The organism is Acidocella aminolytica 101 = DSM 11237, assembly GCF_900129125.1.
Classification (GTDB): domain Bacteria; phylum Pseudomonadota; class Alphaproteobacteria; order Acetobacterales; family Acetobacteraceae; genus Acidocella; species Acidocella aminolytica.
The window spans coordinates 1-18788 of record NZ_FQVJ01000025.1; the positions used below are offsets into that span (position 1 = coordinate 1).

Annotated in this window: 15 protein-coding genes and 1 pseudogene; 7 read left to right on the forward strand and 9 right to left on the reverse strand. The window is 59.3% G+C overall.

Annotation, left to right across the window (positions count from 1 at the left end):
- Positions 1–75 precede the first annotated feature (75 nt).
- The 5 genes from BUB54_RS13055 (at position 76) to BUB54_RS13075 (ending at position 3963) form a co-directional block, all read left to right on the forward strand.
- Complete coding sequence (locus BUB54_RS13055; protein WP_048880429.1) at positions 76–1155, forward strand: IS5 family transposase; 1080 nt, start codon at positions 76–78, stop codon at positions 1153–1155.
- A gap of 109 nt (positions 1156–1264) precedes the next feature.
- Positions 1265–1528, forward strand: a complete 264-nt coding sequence (locus BUB54_RS13060) for a metal-sensitive transcriptional regulator (RefSeq protein WP_048878280.1) — start codon at positions 1265–1267, stop codon at positions 1526–1528.
- Positions 1528–1896 carry a hypothetical protein gene (locus BUB54_RS13065; RefSeq protein WP_048878271.1) on the forward strand — a complete coding sequence of 123 codons (369 nt, stop codon included), beginning with the start codon at positions 1528–1530 and terminating at the stop codon, positions 1894–1896. The genes BUB54_RS13060 and BUB54_RS13065 overlap by 1 nt, the downstream gene beginning before the upstream one ends.
- Positions 1897–1973: 77 nt before the next feature.
- The gene (locus tag BUB54_RS13070) at positions 1974–3410 is read left to right on the forward strand and encodes a multicopper oxidase family protein (protein ID WP_048878272.1); all 1437 of its coding nucleotides are present in this window, start codon (positions 1974–1976) and stop codon (positions 3408–3410) included.
- Positions 3411–3702: 292 nt separating this feature from the next.
- The gene (locus BUB54_RS13075) at positions 3703–3963 is read left to right on the forward strand and encodes an SHOCT domain-containing protein (protein WP_199444680.1); all 261 of its coding nucleotides are present in this window, start codon (positions 3703–3705) and stop codon (positions 3961–3963) included.
- A 175-nt stretch (positions 3964–4138) separates the two neighbouring features.
- Here BUB54_RS13075 and BUB54_RS13080 read toward each other — a convergent pair whose 3' ends face one another.
- From BUB54_RS13080 to BUB54_RS13115, 8 genes are all read right to left on the reverse strand, one after another.
- Positions 4139–4447, reverse strand: coding sequence for a hypothetical protein (locus BUB54_RS13080; RefSeq protein ID WP_073211774.1), 309 nt, complete (start codon positions 4445–4447; stop codon positions 4139–4141).
- Between the two features lie 9 nt (positions 4448–4456).
- Entirely contained in the window at positions 4457–5326 is an 870-nt protein-coding gene (locus BUB54_RS13085; RefSeq protein ID WP_073211777.1) for a phytoene desaturase family protein, read from the reverse strand.
- A 318-nt stretch (positions 5327–5644) separates the two neighbouring features.
- Positions 5645–7252: a PEP/pyruvate-binding domain-containing protein gene (locus tag BUB54_RS13090; RefSeq protein WP_048878274.1), complete on the reverse strand. Its 1608-nt coding sequence runs from the start codon at positions 7250–7252 to the stop codon at positions 5645–5647.
- A complete protein-coding gene (locus tag BUB54_RS13095; protein ID WP_048878275.1) occupies positions 7249–9141 on the reverse strand; it encodes a hypothetical protein in 1893 nt (630 codons plus the stop codon). The genes BUB54_RS13090 and BUB54_RS13095 overlap by 4 nt, the downstream gene beginning before the upstream one ends.
- 106 nt (positions 9142–9247) lie before the next feature.
- Positions 9248–11890, reverse strand: coding sequence for a magnesium-translocating P-type ATPase (mgtA, locus tag BUB54_RS13100; RefSeq protein ID WP_073211782.1), 2643 nt, complete (start codon positions 11888–11890; stop codon positions 9248–9250).
- 92 nt (positions 11891–11982) lie between these two features.
- Entirely contained in the window at positions 11983–12543 is a 561-nt protein-coding gene (locus tag BUB54_RS13105; protein ID WP_048878276.1) for a nitroreductase family protein, read from the reverse strand.
- A gap of 14 nt (positions 12544–12557) precedes the next feature.
- Positions 12558–14177, reverse strand: coding sequence for a chaperonin GroEL (gene groL / locus BUB54_RS13110; protein WP_048878277.1), 1620 nt, complete (start codon positions 14175–14177; stop codon positions 12558–12560).
- A gap of 19 nt (positions 14178–14196) precedes the next feature.
- A complete protein-coding gene (locus BUB54_RS13115) occupies positions 14197–14544 on the reverse strand; it encodes a hypothetical protein (RefSeq protein ID WP_048878278.1) in 348 nt (115 codons plus the stop codon).
- Positions 14545–14721: 177 nt separating this feature from the next.
- On the opposite strand from BUB54_RS13115, the gene BUB54_RS13120 reads away from it, so the two are divergent.
- Together BUB54_RS13120 and BUB54_RS13125 are read left to right on the forward strand one after the other, a co-directional pair.
- Positions 14722–15087 carry a PAS domain S-box protein gene (locus BUB54_RS13120; RefSeq protein WP_048878279.1) on the forward strand — a complete coding sequence of 122 codons (366 nt, stop codon included), beginning with the start codon at positions 14722–14724 and terminating at the stop codon, positions 15085–15087.
- Positions 15077–15703, forward strand: a pseudogene (locus BUB54_RS13125) (Tn3 family transposase); the annotation flags it as partial. The gene BUB54_RS13120 and the pseudogene BUB54_RS13125, both read left to right, overlap by 11 nt.
- A 783-nt stretch (positions 15704–16486) precedes the next feature.
- On the opposite strand, the gene BUB54_RS13130 reads toward BUB54_RS13125, so the two are convergent.
- Entirely contained in the window at positions 16487–18784 is a 2298-nt protein-coding gene (locus BUB54_RS13130) for an Orn/Lys/Arg family decarboxylase (protein ID WP_199444737.1), read from the reverse strand.
- Positions 18785–18788: the final 4 nt, after the last annotated feature.

Consider the following 18788-nt stretch of genomic DNA (forward strand, 5'->3'; position numbering starts at 1 on the left):
CACTTCGCTGAAAAACTCCTATCCTCTGGGATTATGATGTGATTCAGTTGCTCTGGGCATATTGTGGGTTTTGTGATGCGGGGTTCTTTTCGCGACCAGGGCGGGATGTTTTCGTATGTTTCTCCTGAGAGCCGGGTTCCTGCACAGCATCCGTTGCGCGCGATCCGTGCCTTGGTGCGGGATGTGCTGCATGAGATGAGCCGCAGCTTTGCCTGGCTGTATTCCAAGGAGGGCCGTCCCTCGGTACCGCCTGAACAATTGCTGAGCGCGTTGCTAATCCAGGTTCTGTACGGGATTCGCTCGGAACGGCAGTTGATGGAGCAACTGAATTACAACCTGCTTTACCGGTGGTTTGTGGGGTTGTCGCCGGATGATCCGGTGTGGAATCCGACGACGTTTACAAAAAACCGCGAGCGCCTGCAGAATGGTGATGTGTTCCACAAATTTATGAACCGGCTTCTGCACCACCCCCAGGTCATGCCGTTGTTGTCGGATGAGCATTTTTCGGTGGACGGCACATTGATTGAAGCCTGGGCTTCGCAGAAGAGTTTTCGGCCCAAGGACGGCAGCGATGATGACGGCTCGGATTTTCATGGCCAGAAGCGCAAGAATGACACCCATTCAAGCACCACTGACCCTGAAAGCCGGCTGTACCGCAAGGCCGCCGGGCGTGAGGCGAAGCTTTCATACATGGGGCACGCGCTGATGGAGAACCGGCACGGCCTGGCCGTGGCGGGCCGCGTGACCCAGGCTACCGGCACGGCGGAGCGTGAAGCCTCGGAAGCGATGTTGAAAGCCAGGGCCAAGTCAGCCGGCGGGCGCATCACCGTGGGCGAGGACAAGGCTTACGATACCGCCGATCATGTTGCCAATCTGCGCGACGCCGGTGTGACACCACATGTTACGCAAAACAACGGTGAGACCAAAACCGGCAGGCGCCGCCGCAGCGCCATCGACGGACGCACCACGCGCCACCCCGGTTATGCGATGTCGCAGACCCGCCGGGCGATGATCGAGTGCATATTCGGCTGGGGCAAGCAACATGGCACGATGCGCAAGACCAAGTTACGCGGAATTGCCCGCGTGACCGGTACGTTCATGCTCAACCTGATCGCTTATAATCTGGTGCGCATTCCAAAACTGGCCGGAGCATGAGGGACGAGTCTGTCCCGTACATGAAAAAAGACCGTAAAATTCACTCCTGTTTCAAAAAATTCGCCAGAAAGTCAAACCATCAAGCCATGCCAGACAACGTGATGATCAAATGTTCAGGTTTTTCAGCGAAGTGCTAAAGCGGATTGAAGGCCAAGTTGGCGGCTTACTGCGCATGGTTGATGATAATCGCTATTGCATCGACATGCTGACGCAGATCAGTGCCGTACGCGCCGCTTTGCACAAGGTCGAGGAGGAGATCTTGCGCGACCATTTGAGCCATTGCGTTGCGGATGCGTTCACGTCAGGCAATGTCTCCGATCAGCGCCATAAGGTTGAGGAATTGGTGGAAACCTTGGGCCGGATGACACGGTAATGCGTAACGCCGCAGCCAGGCGTGGGTATAAGGGGCCGGTGGCGGGTTTAGTCCGCCTCGCCGTGGCTCTGTTGTTTATGCTGATCTCTTCGCCAGGATGGGCGGCGGCACCTTATTATGCCAATGGCGGGTCTGCCGCGATGACAATGCCCATGCCGGATATAATGCCGGCGCCGTCCAAGCCCTGCTGCCCCAAAGCGGCCCCGGCCTGTTCTTGCGGGACCAACGCATTTAGGGCCTTACCACTCTCGGCAGCCGCGCCGCTTGTCATTTCACTGACGGTTCTTCGTTACGCGGTACAAATTCAGGTGCCTTTGCCCGGCCAGATCATCCGACCCATCTCGCCGCCGCCTCGCAAACTGGTATAATCTCTGGCGGTGCAAACCGTCAGACCGTTAAACGACTACTCCTGTCCCATTTAGTCAGTTTGCAAGGTTACAACGAAATGCACACTAATTTATCACGCCGCCATGTTCTCATGGCAGGCGCCACCACGACCGCGCTCTCAGCCCTTCCAAGCGCTGCAGCGTTCGCCGCTTCCACACGACGCCTGACGGCTGCGACACGAACTATTGAAGTCAATGGCAAGGCGGCAACGATGTTTGCTATAATGGGCTCTGACGGTCAGCATGGAGCCGTACTGGCCCCTGGCGAGCGCTTCGCAGTGAATCTCAATAATAGCTGCGGCGAGCCAACAATCATCCATTGGCATGGGCAGACGCCACCCGTCGCGCAGGATGGTGTTGCTCTCACCGGGTTTGAAAAACTTATCGCTAATGGCGCTGAGCAGGGCTATGATTTCACGCCACGCCCCGGTACCCACTGGATGCACTCACATCACGGCCTGCAAGAACAGCGGTTAATGGCCGCTCCCTTAGTTGTGCGCACCGTCGCTGACGCGAAACTCGACGCGCAGGACGTTACGGTGATGCTGCACGATTTCACTTTCCGCGATCCCAATGAGATTCTCTCTGGGCTTAGAGGTAAAATTGGCGGCAACATGTCAGGCACGGGAACATCATCCGGTTCCACGACAAGCGGAAGCATGTCCGGTATGGCGATGTCCAGCGGCGGTCCCGACCTCAACGACGTCGATTTCGACGCCTACCTGGCTAATGACCGCACGCTCGGCGATCCTGAAATAGTAAGAACAGAAGCGAACGGGCGGGTACGGCTTCGCCTCATCAACGGAGCGACGTCGACCGCATTCTGGATCGATCTTGGTGAGCTGCAGGGTCAGGTCATTGCCGTTGACGGGGATCCGGTTCATCCTGTCGCCGTACGCCGCTTCCCTATGGCGGAAGCGCAGCGGGTGGATGTCCTGTTACGCTTACCAACTGCTGGTGGGGCATTTCCCATCCTCGCGCAACGCGAAGGCGACCGGCAACTGACGGGGATCATTCTAGCTTCGCCAAAAGCAGCCGTGAGGAAAATCTCCGATCTAACCATGATAAATGCCAAGCCAGTAGACCTGTCGCTTGAAGCGCGCCTATCAGCTCTTTTTCCGTTGGCACCGCGCCAACCCGACCGGGTTCATCGGGTGCGTTTAACGGGAAACATGGCCTCCTATGTTTGGGGCATTGACGAGCATGAGTGGCCAAATTATCGCCCGCTTTCAGCGGTAACGGATGAGCGCGTCGCCTTCGATATCGTGAACGAAACCGCCATGGCGCATCCAATGCACCTACATGGCCACCACTTCCAGGTGGTTGCTCTCAACGGTATTTCAGTTGCCGGCGCGATACGAGACACCGTGCTGGTACCAGCTAGAGGATCAGTGCGGATCGTATTCGATGCCAGCAACCCAGGTCGATGGCTGTTTCACTGTCACAATCTTTACCATATGGCAGCAGGCATGATGACCGAATTGCGCTACATTTAAAAACGGAGATCGGCAGCGGCTTGAGCGACATCAAGGCGCTGCCTTCATTGGGGCGATACGACAACCATTAGGATGATCCGAATCCTTCAGAAAAGGGGGGCGAAACATGTCTAGTTTTTTTCGTAAAGCTAGCGCCACAGCCTTGGCGTTCGCTATCACCGCGCCAATCGCATGGGCTGACTCTCCCATCGTTAATACAGCAACAGGAGCAAATACTTCCTTCCAAAGGCCGGGCTGGAACGGCTATGGGCCAGGACCCGGGCCTTGGATGATGGGAGGATGGGGCGGCGGCATGCCGATGATCGGATATGATGGTTGGGGCGGTTACGGTGGAGGGGGATGGCTTATGATGATCTTTGGTGCTGTTATTGTCGCGGCACTTCTGGTGTTCATCTTCCGCGCACTCTCCTGGACGACGCACGCACCGCATTGGCAAATGCCTCATTCCGGCACCGGGTCCGCCGGCTTGCATGTGCTCGATGAGCGTTACGCGCGCGGTGAACTCAATCGCGAGGAATATTTGCAGAAGAAACGAGATATTCTGGGCGGGTGATCCCTACTATGCATAGGACCCATGAGTATCGCGCCTAACTTTATTCTGAGAGTGTCGAAATAGAGGGCCGAGAAATTATTCGAGAGGGAATGATGAAAGCCTCCCAGGTGTCGGACTGATGAAGAACGCAACTGCGCATCCGAGTTCTACTTGAAGTCAGCTTGGCCCCAGTGCCTCAATGATCCGGCAGTTCCCAATGGTGCCGCCTTGGCATGCGTCGATCATCGCAGCGAGCTCTTTCTGCAGGGCGACTAGGTCGGGGATTCACCGCATCTTTAATCCTGGACTTCTCCGCCTCATAGCGTGACGGGTCATGCTGGTACAGCCCGGTCCAGAATTCGAAATTGCGTGTTGGAAGGAAGCAGGTGATGGCAATCTTACCGGCGGGCGCGAAACTGGGATCGAAATGAAAGAAGCGGAACGAAACCTCCGAGAGCTGGGTTTCCGCGTCAACCGCGAGCGGCGTCTCGAGAACGCGCGTCACGTAGGATGGCTATTCCGACAACGGTGCGGCCACGCCGAGCGACACTTGCAGGTAGGATGGAAATGTCTTGAGGTTTCTGAACATGTTTTCGATGGTTCGATCGATGTATTTGCCGTCCAGAAGCTGATAGATCGTGGCATGAACATCGCTGGCGGAGATCACCCAATCGGCTGCGATGATTTCGCCGCCGACAACCTGCACGCCAGCTGTCAGATCCTGTTTCACCAGAATTTTTTCAACTTTTGCACCGAGGCGCAGTTGGCCGCCGAGCTGCTCGAATCTTTGGCGGATTGCCCGAATGATGGCTTGCCCGCCGCCAACCACGTAGGCGGCGTCGCAATCATTCATCCAGCTGAGGCTGAAGAGCAGGGCGATCATGGAAAGTTGCGTAATGTCATCGCCGCCGAAGAAACACCGCAGCAGTGGGTTTGAGAATCCTTTGCCATAATCCTGGATGCTCACCCGCGACCATTGCCGCAGCATTGGCAGGTAGGGCAGCAGGCGAAGCAGCGCCAACCCCCTGCGTGGCCATTTCTCACTCGGATCTGGCATGGGAAAGCCGGCGAGCCGGCGGATGGCGGAGGTCAGGTGGCGGATTTCAGAGGCATCTTCCGGCGCCTTGGTCAGAAGCTCAGCTTCCAGCCTGTCCACATTCGCGTAAATGCGCAAACATTCGCCTTGCTCCGTTTCCACTCGGGCAAATTCCTCAGGAAAGACAAGATGTAACCCATCAATGTCGAGCACCTCCCGCCATCGTGAATTCAGCCGCCCTTTCGGATCGACGCCGGTCAGCCAATGCAAGCATGTCTCGAAGGTGTAATCACCTCTCTGCCAGCTCGTCGCCAGGCCACCAGGGCTGTCGTGCTGTTCAAGAAGCACAACCTGATAACCGCATTTTCACGCATAGACAGCGGTACAGAGCCCTGCGATTCCCGCGCCGATGATGACGGCCTTGGGGGCAACTTTGGGTATCGGCATGGCGCAATGTCCTTGGACCGTATCTCGAACCTCATTGGAACAGAGATGAGCCCAGCGCGTCTTTGACGAGCGTCATCTGCTTCGTGATAATTCGATTATTTATCTTTGCGGTTCGCCGCGCTTTGAACGCCCCCATTCGGGCCGCCCGATCACCTGGCCGGATCGTCCATATTGACAATAAAATATCGTGCCCTGCCGGGCATCTCCGTTTGTGGGTGATCACGCATCCATCTCCCCGCCAAACAAACCGGCATCCGTTTTGGCGCGCCACGAGGCCAGCGCCGCCATTTCAGCCTCTGGTAGTTCGGAGACAATCTCCCGCCGGCCGCGCGAAATCTCACCGGCCTCGCCATCGAGGCAGAGCCAGTCGCCTTCGGCCAATTTCTGCCCCGCCAGCTCCACGCCTTGCGGCGTAAAATGCAAAGCGGCGCAGCCGACCAGACAGACACGGCCCATCTGCCGCGCCACCACGGCGGCGTGGGCGGTGCGGCCGCCCGTGGCGGTGAGAATGCCGGAAGCCACGGCGAACCCTGCCACGTCCTCGGTCGCGGTGTCGTGGCGCACCAAGATCGCTGGATCCCCCTTTTCCACCAGAGCCTTGGCAGTCTCGGAACTGAACGCCGCGCGCCCGCACGCCACCCCGGGCGCAGCGGCGACAGCAGACGCCACCGCCTCAGCTGGTTGGGTAAAGCGCGTCTCGCGGACCAGCTCGAGGTCGATCTTTTCGGCGCGCTTCAGCGCTTCTGCGGGTGACAGTACGCCCTCAGCGACAAAATCCACCAGGACGCGTAATGCGGCACGGGGGGGGCACTTGGCGGCACGTGTCTGCAGGAAGAATAATTTGCCACGTTCAATGGTGAATTCGATGTCCTGAACGTCGCGAAATTCCGCTTCCAGCCGCCGCGCCCCTGCTTCCAATCTCTGCGCCGCTTCCGGCAACGCTGCTGCCAGTGCGCCCGCCCCGCCCGTTGCGCGGCGGCCGGCCACCACATCTTCCCCCTGCGCATTGGCAAGATAATCGGCGTAGAATTCCGCTGCCCCGGTGGCCGGGTTGCGGGAGAAGGCCACGCCCGCGCCGGAATCGCGTCCGGCATTGCCGAACACCATGACCTGCACCGTCACCGCTGTGCCGGTCAGATGTTCGAGCTTATTGAGGCGGCGGTATTCCCGCGCTCGGGGGCTTTCCCAGGAGCGGTAGACGGCTTTGGCCGCCGCCAGGAGCTGGGCCGCCGGATCGTCCGGCATATCCGTCGCCATGGCAAAAAAACGGCGTGCCAGATGTTCCAGCGCCTCGGAATCCAGTTCCGCCTCGCTGGCGGCACCCTCCTCATGGAACAGCGCAGCAAGCGCTGCCTCGAATCCGGTTCGCGGCGCCTGTAGGACCACCTCGGCGTACATTTGCAGGAGGCGGCGGTAGCAATCCCAGGCCAGACGTGGATTGCCAGTCTGGAAAATGAGGCCGTGTAGAGTCGTCGCGTTCATGCCGACATCAAGAATCGTGTCGAGCATCCCCGGCATTGATTGTGCAGCGCCGGAGCGCACCGAGACCAGCAGGGGGGCGCGAGCATCGCCAAAATTCCTGCCGGTAACATCCTCAAGCGCCGCAATGCCCTGGCGCAGGCCGTGCTCAAGCGCGCGCAGAGCGACCGGCTCGCCTTGATTGACTGCGGTGCAGAGCGTGGCGGGTAGCACGAAGGCCGGCGGCACGGCGAGGCCGAGCCGGCTCATGTGCCAGAGCTGAGCGGCCTTGTTGCCGGCAATCTCCGGGCTCAGCGGCTTGGCATGTCCGGGAATGCCGATGAATAGCGGCGTGAAAGGGGCGCTCATGCTGACAGTTCCTCCCGCACGCGGTCGCGCAGCGCAAAGGCGGCGTGAGATAATTGGTCAGTGGCGCTTTCCAGCGCTTTGGCCATTTCCAGATCCAGCACCAGGGTTCGGGCATCGGCGCAGGGCGCACCCAGCAATGTTGCAAGCGCCCCGCGCTGTGCCAGATCCGCGGCGCGCTCGGCATTAACCGCCTCGTCGATGGCTTGGAGCGCCGCCGCCGCATCGGCACGCTGACCCTCGGGAAGGCGCGAAGCCGCCTCCACCGCCCGCACCATGGCTGAAACCGCGTTGGTGACGATACCCGCCAGCTTCGCCAGCAGCGTCATGCATGTTGTCCCAGGCACCAGGCTGAGCAAATGCGCGCAATCTTCGAGCGTATCCGTGGTGTTTTCCACCGTGTCGATGACCAGACGCAGCATCGCCGACCCCTGCATGCGCCGCGCGACCTGCTCGCGGGCACTGGCCGTCAGCCGGTCGGCCTTGGCCTCCATGCTCTTGGCGCGGTGGGCGAAGGCGGTATCGGGGGCAGTGAGCGCGGTTTCTATGCCCTCGGCGAGGCACCTTGTGAGGCCGAGATGCCGCACCAGCAGCGTGAACACCGCGCTCTCGGCGGTCTCGAAGCGCCGCGCCAGCTCGGCCTGTACCTCGTCACGGATCAGCCGCGCGCTCCGCCCTGCCATGAGACCGAGTGCGGTCTCGCGCAGCACCCGGCGCAGGAATTCCTCGCATTCCGCAGTGCCAAGCGCGGCGTCGAGTCGCTCACCATAGCGGATGCGCCCAGCTGCCGCGCGGTGCACAGCCTCGTAGACCAGCTCTGCACCGCCCAGTTCCACGAAAGCGCGGTGGCCGTAATCCTGCACCGCGGCCCAGGTAAGCAGAGCGATGGCGGCGCTCTTACCGACGAAAATCTGCAGCGCCTTTCGGGCCTTGTTCCAGTCTATGAGGAACACGATGCGCGAGGCCAGGAAGTCCAGAAATTTGTCCCGCACCACGATATCCGTGAAGGCGAATCGGCCCGTGACGAGGTAGAAGGAATCCTCTTCAAGACCACTGGCCTGGCGCTGGGCGAGCGGACTCCATTGCAATTCCTGCCTGGCGAACATCTCCATGAAGAATTTGGCGCGCGGGCGATGGATATCCGTATAGGTGACGCTCACCTCCCGCGCCGTAACATGCACGATCAGTACATGCGCATCAGTGGTGCCGATATCATTCTGGATGGTGAGGTATTCCGTGCCGCGCACCGCATTGGTGCCGAGGCCGGGATGGCCAAAGAGGAGCTTTTCCGTGCGGTGCAGCCCGCGCATGAAGGCGCGCAGCGCTTGGCGGTCCTCATCATTGAGACCATGCGCCTTGGCGCCATCGAGCGTTTCGGCGGCGGTGGCGGCGGCGAGCTGGTTGAGGACCTTGTGCAGCTCCATCACCAGCGGGTGGAACTTCTCCTCTCCCCGGCGGGACGTACCAGTCAGCGCCGCGATCCGGGACAGGGCGATCTCATCGGTGCCTTCGGCCGCCAGGGCGGAGTCAAGCGCTGCTAGCCGCGCTGGGAAGTCGCCCGCCTGGCCGGCGGTGATGAGCGGCGCCAGCATGACGGACATATCTGTCTTAAGCGCGGCGAGAAGCGTAGCCACGCCGGGCAAAAACAGCGCCTCCTGCCCAAGGAGACGTGCCTCGTCCAGCGCGCCGGCGGAAATCTCCACATCCAGCCCGCTGGCGTGTTGCCGCGCCGTACCGTTCCGCAATGGCTCGCGCGCCCGGGCAACGGCCTCCTGCAATAGCGACAAACGCTGCTTGATCCGGTCATTGGCCGTCAGTGCATCGCTGATCAGCCCCGGCAGCAGCACCTCGCGCCCGCCTAACATGTCAATGATGGCGCTTTTTGCCGTCACAATCCGCCTCCGCCTGGCTCCCCATAGGGGAAGCGCCATCCCGCCGCTTTGCGCTGGGTCATGGCTGGCATGAGATTTTTATGGCGGCCGCGCATTCCGGCATTGTTCAATAGCCCCAGCGGCGGATGAACCAGACCTTCACGGCAGTGGTCAGCGCCGCGTAACCCAACAGGAATGCCGCGACAAAGGGCCAGTACAGAGGCGGCAGCGCCACGAAGCCCAGCGCGGCGCCGGGCGCCGTGAACGGCAGCACGGCGCCGAAGGCGGCAACGATGAGCGACGCCGCGAGCAGCTGGGGACTGGCCCGGCTTTCCACGAATGGTACATGGGCGGTGCGGATGATGTGGACAATGAGCGTCTGCGTCGCCAGGGATTCCACGAACCAGCCGGTCTGGAACAAGGCCGGGTGCGTCCAGCTGCCGAACACATAGAGCATCACACCAAAGGTCGCATAATCAAAAATCGAGCTGATCGGGCCGACGAAGATCATGAAGCGGCTGATATTGCCGAGATCCCAATTGCGTGGCCTGGCCAGATAGTCGGCATCCACATTGTCCGTGGGAATGGCGGTCTGCGAAAAATCGTAAAGCAGGTTGTTGGTGAGCACCTGGATGGGCAGCATCGGCAAAAAGGGTAGAAAGATGCTGGCACCCAGCATGCTGAACATGTTGCCGAAATTCGAACTCGCGCCCATGCGAATGTACTTTATGATGTTGGCAAACACGCTGCGTCCCGCCATGACGCCTTCGTGCAGCACGGCAAGATTCTTATCCAACAGGATGATGTCAGCACTCTCCTTGGCGATGTCGACCGCCGTATCGACCGACACGCCGACATCAGCTTCCTTCAGAGCCGGTCCGTCATTGATGCCGTCGCCGAGGAAGCCAACGACATGATTGCCGGCCCGCAGCGCCGTGATGATCCGGGCCTTCTGCGTTGGCGAGGTTTTAGCAAACACATTGGCTCGCTCCGCGGCAAGGGCAAGATCGGCATCGGGCATCGTCTCCAGGTCACGGCCCAGAAGTAAGCCGGTAATTTCCAGCCCGACGTCGTGGCAAATTTTTCGCGTGACCAGTTCATTGTCGCCGGTGATGATTTTCACCGCGACACCTGCGTCGCGCAGGCTGGCGATGGCACCCGACGCCGTCTCCTTGGGCGGGTCGAGAAAGGCGATGAAGCCGCGCAAGGTCAACCCCGTCTCATCGGCGGCTGAATAGGCCGTCTGCACCGCCGGAAATTCGCGCGTCGCCACCGCCACGACACGGAATCCGTCTGCGTTCAGACCTTCCGCCACGGCGCTGATGTCCGGCAGGCTTGCGGCGTCAAGCGCGGCGGCTTTACCGCCAAGTGTGTATCGGGAACAGACGGTGAGGACCTCCTCCACCGCGCCCTTGCAGATGAGCAGCGGTGCCTCCTCTTGCCTGCGGACCACGACGGAAAGCCGCCGCCTAGAAAAATCGAACGGAATTTCGTCGATTTTCAGAAATCCGGTCAGCGGATGCAGATGCACATCGCACTCGGCATGTTGCAGCACTGCCTGGTCGAGAACATTTTTAAGGCCGCTCTCAAAATGGCTGTTGAGATAGGCGAGCATCAATGTCTCGTCATCGTCATTGCCATGCACATCAAGATGTTTCTTGAGGATGATCCTGTCCTGAGTCAGCGTGCCCGTCTTGTCGGTGCATAAAACATCCATGGCCCCGATATTCTGGATGGCGTTCAGCCGCTTCACGATCACGCGCCGGCGCGCCATCAGCATCGCGCCGCGGCCCAGATTCACGGTGACGATCATGGGAAGCATTTCTGGCGTCAGACCCACCGCGACCGCGACCGCGAACAGGGCGGCCTGCAGCCAATCATGCTTGGTGAGCCCGTTGATGATGAACACCGCGGGGGCCATCACCAGAATGAAACGGATCATCAACCCGGCAAAGCCCGCGATACCGGCATCGAAACTTGTCAGGCCGCGTGCCTGGACGATCTTGCCGGCAAGCTGGCCGAAACACGTGGCTGCGCCGGTGTGGACCACCACGCCCGTGGCAAAGCCGCTCACCACACTGGCACCCATGAAGCAAAGATTGGGGGTGGCGAACGGGTCGTCAGCGCCGCCATGCGCGGGCGCGCCACTCTTTTCCTGGGGTAGAGATTCTCCGGTAAGTGCCGACTGGTTGGTATAAAAATCCCTGGCGGAAAGCAGCCGCAGATCGGCCGGGATCATGTCGCCGGCCGAGAGGCGGACAATATCGCCCGGCACCAGCATCTCCAGCGGGATCTCCGCAAAGTCTTCCGTGTTCGCCTCAGGCATGCCTGGACGGCGCACCGTGGCGCGCACCTGCACCATGCGGGCCAGCTGGGCGGCAGCTTTGCTCGAGCGGTGTTCCTGAATGAAGCCCAGACCGACGCTGAGCATGACCATGATGGCGATGACGATCGCTGAACGTGCATCCCGCGTCAGAAACCAGGAGGTGATGGCCAGGATGAGCAGCAGGAGATTCAGAGGTGTTCTGGCGTTGCGCCACAATTCTTCGAGAGTAGTCAGGCGCCGTTCGTGGACAACCCGGTTGGGGCCAAACTGCTTCAGGCGTACGGCCGCGCTCGCGGCGCTTAATCCATCGCTCTGCGTGCCGAGGCGCGTGTAGATGGCGGCCGCGTCCAATGAAGCAATCTCGCAAAGATCATGAGACGGCAGCGTTGCAAAACGGCGCCGCGTTTTGGTACGTACAGCTTTCGCGGCGAGATCGTCCGGCAATGGTTTCCTCCCGGAGCGTCATTTGAACAAAGCGTTGGCGAAACCGCTTTAGGCTTGCCTTTTGTGGCGCCACATCCCAGGGGGGGCAGAGATCAGCCAAGCCAGTCTATGCGGGCCGGGCGCCGCGGAACGGCCGGCACCGGCTCTGCCGGATGGCCAAGAATGATTGGCGCCACCGGCGTAAACTCCTGGCTGAGCCGGATCGCCGCCCGCCCGGCCGGCGTGCCAAGCCAGTGCTGCGCGAAACCGATCCAGCATGTGCCCAATCCCGCCGCATGCGCCGCCAGCATGAAATTTTCCGCCGCCAGGCTGGCATTCTCCACCGCCCAGTCATCTGCCAGCACGGAAATGACCACAAGTGCTGGCGCATGGTAGAAAATCTGAAAATCAGGCGTCTCCAGATGCTGCCGCAGGCGTGGCTCCACATCGCTCCGCTTGCTCAGCAGTTCCGCCATGTGGCTCTTTGCCGCTGCCGCGATTTGGGCAAGCAAGGCGCCGTCCGTGATGACGGTGAAATGCCAGGGCTGGGTATCGACGGCGCTGGGCGCCTGAATTGCGGCGCCGATCAACTGCTCTATCGCACCCTTGAGCACGGGAGCAGAGGTGTAGGTGCGCACAGCGCGGCGTCCGTAAATGGCTTGCTCAAGATCCATGAAACGCTCCGGGGCTAGAATTCCGGCGCCGGCGCGGCCGGTTCCGGCTTGGGTTCGGGAATCTCCGTCATGGTCGCCTCGGTCAACAGCAATGTACTGGCCACAGACACGGCATTCTCCAGGGCCACGCGCACCACCTTGGTCGGGTCTATGATCCCCGCCTCAATCAAATCGACATAGATTTTGCGCGCCGCGTCGAAGCCGGTGTTGCCGGATCCCTCCAGCATGCGCGCCACAACGACACCGCCATCGGCGGCGGAATTTTCGGCGATCTGCCGCGTCGGCAATTCCAGGGCGCGTTTCAGGATTTGCATACCGGTCCGCTCATCGCCCGGCAATTCTTGCTCCTGGGCTTCCACCGCGGCCACGCAACGCAGCAAAGCGAGCCCGCCGCCAGGTACAATTCCTTCCGCCACGGCCGCCTTCGTGGCGCTGATCGCATCATCCAAGGCGTCTTTCTTGGCTTTCATCTCGGCCTCGCTGGCCGCACCCGCCCGGATAACGGCAACGCCGCCTTGCAATTTTGCCAGCCTTTCCTGCAGCTTTTCTTTGTCATAGTCGCCTGTCGTCTTCTCGATCTCGTGCCGGATCTGCGTGATCCGGCCGTCGATCTCCGCGCGGCCACCCTTCCCTTCGATCAAGGTCGTGTCATCCTTGGCGCAGACCACGCGGCCCGCGCGGCCGAGACTGCTCAGGGTCAGGTTTTCAAGCTTCAGTCCCAGCTCCGTGGAAATCACGGAGCCCGCGGTCAGAACCGCCATATCCTGCAGCATGGCCTTCCGGCGATCACCGAACCCAGGCGCTTTCACGGCACAGGCGCGCAAGGTGCCGCGTATCTGGTTGACGATCAACGTGGCGAGCGCCTCGCCCTCAACATCTTCCGCCACGACCAGCAGCGGGCGTCCTGATTTGGCGACTTGATCCAGGACGGGTAGAAACTCCTGCAAGCCGCTGATTTTGTGGTCGCACAGGAGGATATAGGCATCTTCCAGCACGGCCTCCATCGACTCCGGATTGGTGATGAAATAGGGCGATATATAGCCGCGGTCGAATTGCATGCCTTCGACGACGTCCAGTACGGTTTCGGTCGATTTCGATTCCTCGACGGTGATGACCCCGTCATTCCCGACCTTTTCCATGGCGTCGGCGACCATCTCGCCGATCCCAGCATCGTTATGCGCGGAAATCGCGGCGATTTGCGCCTTTTCCTTGCGGCTCTCGACGGGCCGGGAAATCTCCTTGAGCCGGGTGGCGGCAATCGTGAGAGCACGGTCCAGCCCGCGCTTGAGGTCCACCGCACTGGCGCCAGCGGCAACATTGCGCAGCCCCTCAGCGAAAATCGCGTGCGCCAAAATAGTCGCTGTGCTTGTGCCGTCCCCTACGAGATTGCCTGTGCGTTCAGCCGCTTGCCGCAGCATCTGCACTCCGAGATTTTCCTCCCGGTCGCGCAACTCGAATTCCTTGGCGATCGTCACGCCGTCGTTGCAGACGATGGGCGCCCCCCATTTCTTTTCGATGAGGACTGACTTGGACCGCGGCCCCAGGGTGATCCGCACGGCGTCGGCCAGTTGCGATGCACCGGAGAGAACCTTCTCCCGGGCGGCGGCATGGAACAGGACTTTCTTGGCTGCCATAGTCTTTATTCTCCAGCGCCTACCGAGCTTGAGTCGCCGCCGGCTCCGCTGAGGATAAAAAATTTACAAAATGACTCGACAGATGAGCGTCAGGAACGGTCATGATGTCGCCAATCAGCAGGCCAATCAATTTTTCCTCTGCGGCGGTGCCCAGCCGGTCATCAAGATAAGCGAGGTGCTTCATTGGTCCGGCAATAATGAGTTTTCCGTCGGATATGGCGGCCTCAAGATCGGCCCACACCCCGTGTCCATCCGGCGGTACCCCGGCGTGGAACCATGTGGTGAGCGCGCCGCTCTCATCTGGCCTGACGAGGCGCAATTGCTCATCATTGGCAATGGCAATAATAGACTTATCCAGCCCTGGCACACCACGCCTCCTGTGGTTACATGCCCATAACCCTATGTGCGACGGTCCAAACGCGCCTTGATCGAGGTCAATGTCGCACGATGAATACTCTTGACAAGGCAACCGACTGATATTGGACTCGCCTGTATTCAGAAATGCAGAATGGGGCAAACAGCATTATCTGGCGGGCTGAGGATCATGAACGAGGTTGGTAATCCGCAGAATGCGGAAATTCCGATAAGGGGAAGTTTCCATTTCGCTGCCATCGCGGAATCGACGGACGATGCCATCGTCGGCAAGGATTTGAGCGGCAATGTTACAGCCTGGAACCGCGGCGCTCAGTTGATGTTCGGGTACAGTGCCGAAGAGATGATGGGGCAGTCCGTCACCCGCCTCATTCCGAAGCAGCGCCTCGGAGAAGAGGCGGAAATCTTAGAAAGAATACGAAGCGGTGAGACAATATCTCATTTTCTCACCGAGCGCCGCCGCAAGGACGGCACTATAATTGAGGTGATGCTGATCATTTCCCCCCGATCCGCGACGACCGGGGCAATTCACCACTGAGAAGCCGGGCACATGGCCGCTGTTGGCGCCACTGATCGGCGACACCGTCGAAATCGCCGCAGTCCTAAACCAATGGTCGGAGTTGATGCGGTTGAAAGCTCCCATCAACGCCGGTACCGTCCTGCCCTCTGTCATCTTGCGGAAGCAGGCGGCCGCCGGTGTCGGAAACGCTCTGTCCCGGGCGCTACGAGCCTTGGGACGCATCGAGCGGACCCTGTTCACCTTGCAATGGTTGTCCGACCCCGCTCTGCGTCAGCGCAGCCATGCCGGGCTCAACAAAGGCGAGGCCAGCAATGCCCTGCGTCGCGCCGTGTTCTTCCATCGCCAGGGAGAAATCCGCGACCGCACCTTCGAAAACCAGAGCTTCCGCGCCTCCGGGCTCAGCCTCATCACCGCCGCCATCGTCCACTGGAACACAGTCTATCTCAACCAGGCCGTCCAGCACCTGCGTGCCCAAGGCACGGCCGTTCCCGATGATCTCCTGGCGCACGTCGCACCGCTCGGATGGGAACACATCGCCCTGACTGGGGATTATGTCTGGAATCCCGCCAACCCCAATACCAGCTTCAGGCCGCTACGAGATGTTCGTGCTTCGTTCATACCCCGCGTCGCTTAGCGGGCAATTTTTAACAGATCGTGCGGTGACCCCCTTATGTCCCCTCCGCCTGCACTCCAGCTAATCAACCATCGGTAAATTAAAATCTGCCCGTCCTGAGCAGTTATACCCCTGCCCTTCCTCCTCACCATCTCCATGATGGCGATGTCGGGCCGAACGACGCCCTATTCTCGACAAAACTATCGGCGGTTGCCAAGCCGCGATCAGTGAATCACTATGCTGGAAATTCAGCCAACCAGAAAATCATTCACCATTTGTATCCCGCTTTACAAAAAGCGGGCTATCGCCGTTTTGCGTCGCCCACTCCTCATTGCTTGGCCCCGCCCCTCCAGTTCCCAGCAACAGACCAACTGCTGTTCGTTGGACGAGCTTTGGTGTCTGGCCAGCCGACCACGAGCGAATGGCAAACATGTACGGCGGCTGTTGAAAACACACTACTTGTAATTCGACCGACAAAGAAATCAAGGTTACATGTAACCATGAGTTCATTGAACACTTTACGCACTACTCACCGGGAACTTCCAAGCTATTGTATTTCATGAAAAGTGGGCGCGGAACCAGGCTAGGCAATCTAACGCCTTTGCGGTACTCGCTTACCATTTTAATAGCCGACGCGGAAGCGGATCTCCCGCAAGGTGTTTGAACAGACCAAGGGAACGTGCAGCGTGTTTCACGCCCGCCGACGGGCGTGAAACAGCACGTCGATTATTTGTCCATACTAGCGAGCTAACAGCCAGCTAGCAAACGAACCTCCGAGATACATCTGTCGTAGTGCTTCGATCGCTATGGCGCAAGAAACCTCATCGCGCGATACTCACCATCAAGAACCTCGATACCGTGTATATCATGCTCAAACGAAGGAAATTGCTGGTCGAACGCCTGCAGGGCTCCAAGATAGCGTAGTACCGGACTGTCTAATGCCCCCAGAGCCTCACCGGGCATCACCAACGGAATTCCCGGAGGATACGGAACAATAGCTGTAGCAGCAATACTGCTAGCCAGACCGCCGAGCCCGGTTGCGTCCCCCTCCTGGCGAATTAGTTGGTCATATGCCGTTGCTGGCGTAAGTATTGAGCGCGGTTCAACGTCATAGGCTAATTGCAGCAATTCAGGAATTCGCCCATCGCGCATCGCGGTGAACATTTCCTCCCCGAGGTCCCGAAGCCCAACGGCTCCGTAACGCCCAGGGTGACTTTGCACCAACGCCGGCATAACCCGCGTAAGTGGGGCATTTGCGTCGTAATCACGCTTGAATTCTAGCAAAGCGTTGACCAGAGACCCCCACTTCCCTTTGGTCACACCAATGGAAAACAGAAACAGGATCGAGAAGTTCGCAGTCTTTTCCGCTACAATGCCATGTTCAGCAAGATAAGCTGTCAGCAGTGAAGCTGGAATGCCATGTTTGCTAAGGCCCCCGGACAGGTCCATACCCGGTGTCGTCACTGTCACTTTGATTGGATCCAACATGCAATAGTCACGCTCGAGGTTCGGGAAACCGTGCCATTCAGCGCCGGGCTCAAGCATCCAGCAAGACTGCACCTGCGCCAGCATGTCAGGCGGAGCGTCGGCAAAAGCTAGTTCGGTGGAATCATCACGAACACGGTCCGGTTGCCAGACACCGAAGAACCACGTGCCACGATCCATGAATTCGTTCGTCAGTCGGGCCATTGTCTGGCGGAATGAGATCGCTTCTGCAATCGCTTCTCCAGTTAGCAACCTACCTCCCACGCCCTCCATCATCGCAGCGCTAACGTCGTTAGAAGCGATGATAGCGTATTGCGGCGAGGTTGAGGCATGCATCATGAAGGCTTCATTGAATCGACTATGCTCCACCGGCGCCCCTCCTTCACGTAGATGTATCATTGACGCCTGTGATAACGCGGCGAGCAGCTTATGCGTGGATTGGGTTGCAAATATTGTTGGACCATCACGTCGCGCTTGCGCCGGATCCCCCCGCATTGCAAAGCGGTCTTTGTAAATCGGGTTAAAGCGAGCGTAACCAAACCACGCTTCATCGAATAGAATGCGATCAACCGATGGGGCAAGAAGTTCTTCGACCCGCGGGGCGTTGTAACACAGCCCGTCATAGGTTGAATTTGTTATAATCGCGAGGGCTGGCTTTTCTTCTACTTTTGCTGCAAGAGGTGTGTCAGCTATACGATTCCTGATGCATTCAGCCGTCAATGATGACGGCGGGATTGGTCCGATCAGACCAAGATGGTTACGATGCGGCATAAGATAAACAGGCACCGCTCCTGTGAGACTCAAGCCATGCTCAACTGATTTATGGCAGTTGCGATCGGCCAGAGCAATCTGCCCACGAGCGATACTGGCCATCATCACGACGCGGTTGGATGTCGAGGTGCCGTTGGTCACGTAATATGAGCGGTCAGCGCCGAATACCCGGGCGGCATAACGCTCTCCTTCTCCAATCGGTCCACTGTGGTCTAGCAGAGACCCCAACTCTCCTACCGAGATCGAAAGATCCGAACGGAATAATGCCTCCCCAAAATAGTCATGAAAAACACGACCTGCTGGAGAGCGCAGAAACGCGGTTCCCCCCGTATGCCCAGGTGTATGCCAGGAATATTCGGCCTCTTTGGCAAAATTCATCAAGGCTCGAAACATTGGCGGCAACATCTGCGTCCGATACCTACGGATCGCAGCTACGATACGCTCACTAATAAACTCCATCGTGTCTTCCAGGAGCCAGATGAATTCATCCGCCTCGCTCATGACTTCCATAGGAATACGTGTTGCATCGCTACGCTCAGCCAGCAGAAAAACCGGTACATTCTCGTTGTGGGCCCGTAGGCTCCGCAGCAAGTCCATCGCATGGCGGTGCGCGGGATCTTCCTGCAGATCCCAGTCTAGAATCATCGCCTGAAGATGAGGATTGGCGCCAATCACGGCCAGCGCGTCTTCGGCGGAGTTGGACAATATTGTTCCAACGCCATGATGCCGCAAATCCTCCACCAGTCTGCGTGAGGCACGGCCTATGGCATTAGCCTCGGCGAGCTTATCATTTACCACCAGTACGGACATGTCCGTAAACTGCGTCTCGATTTCCTGTTCTGTCATGGTT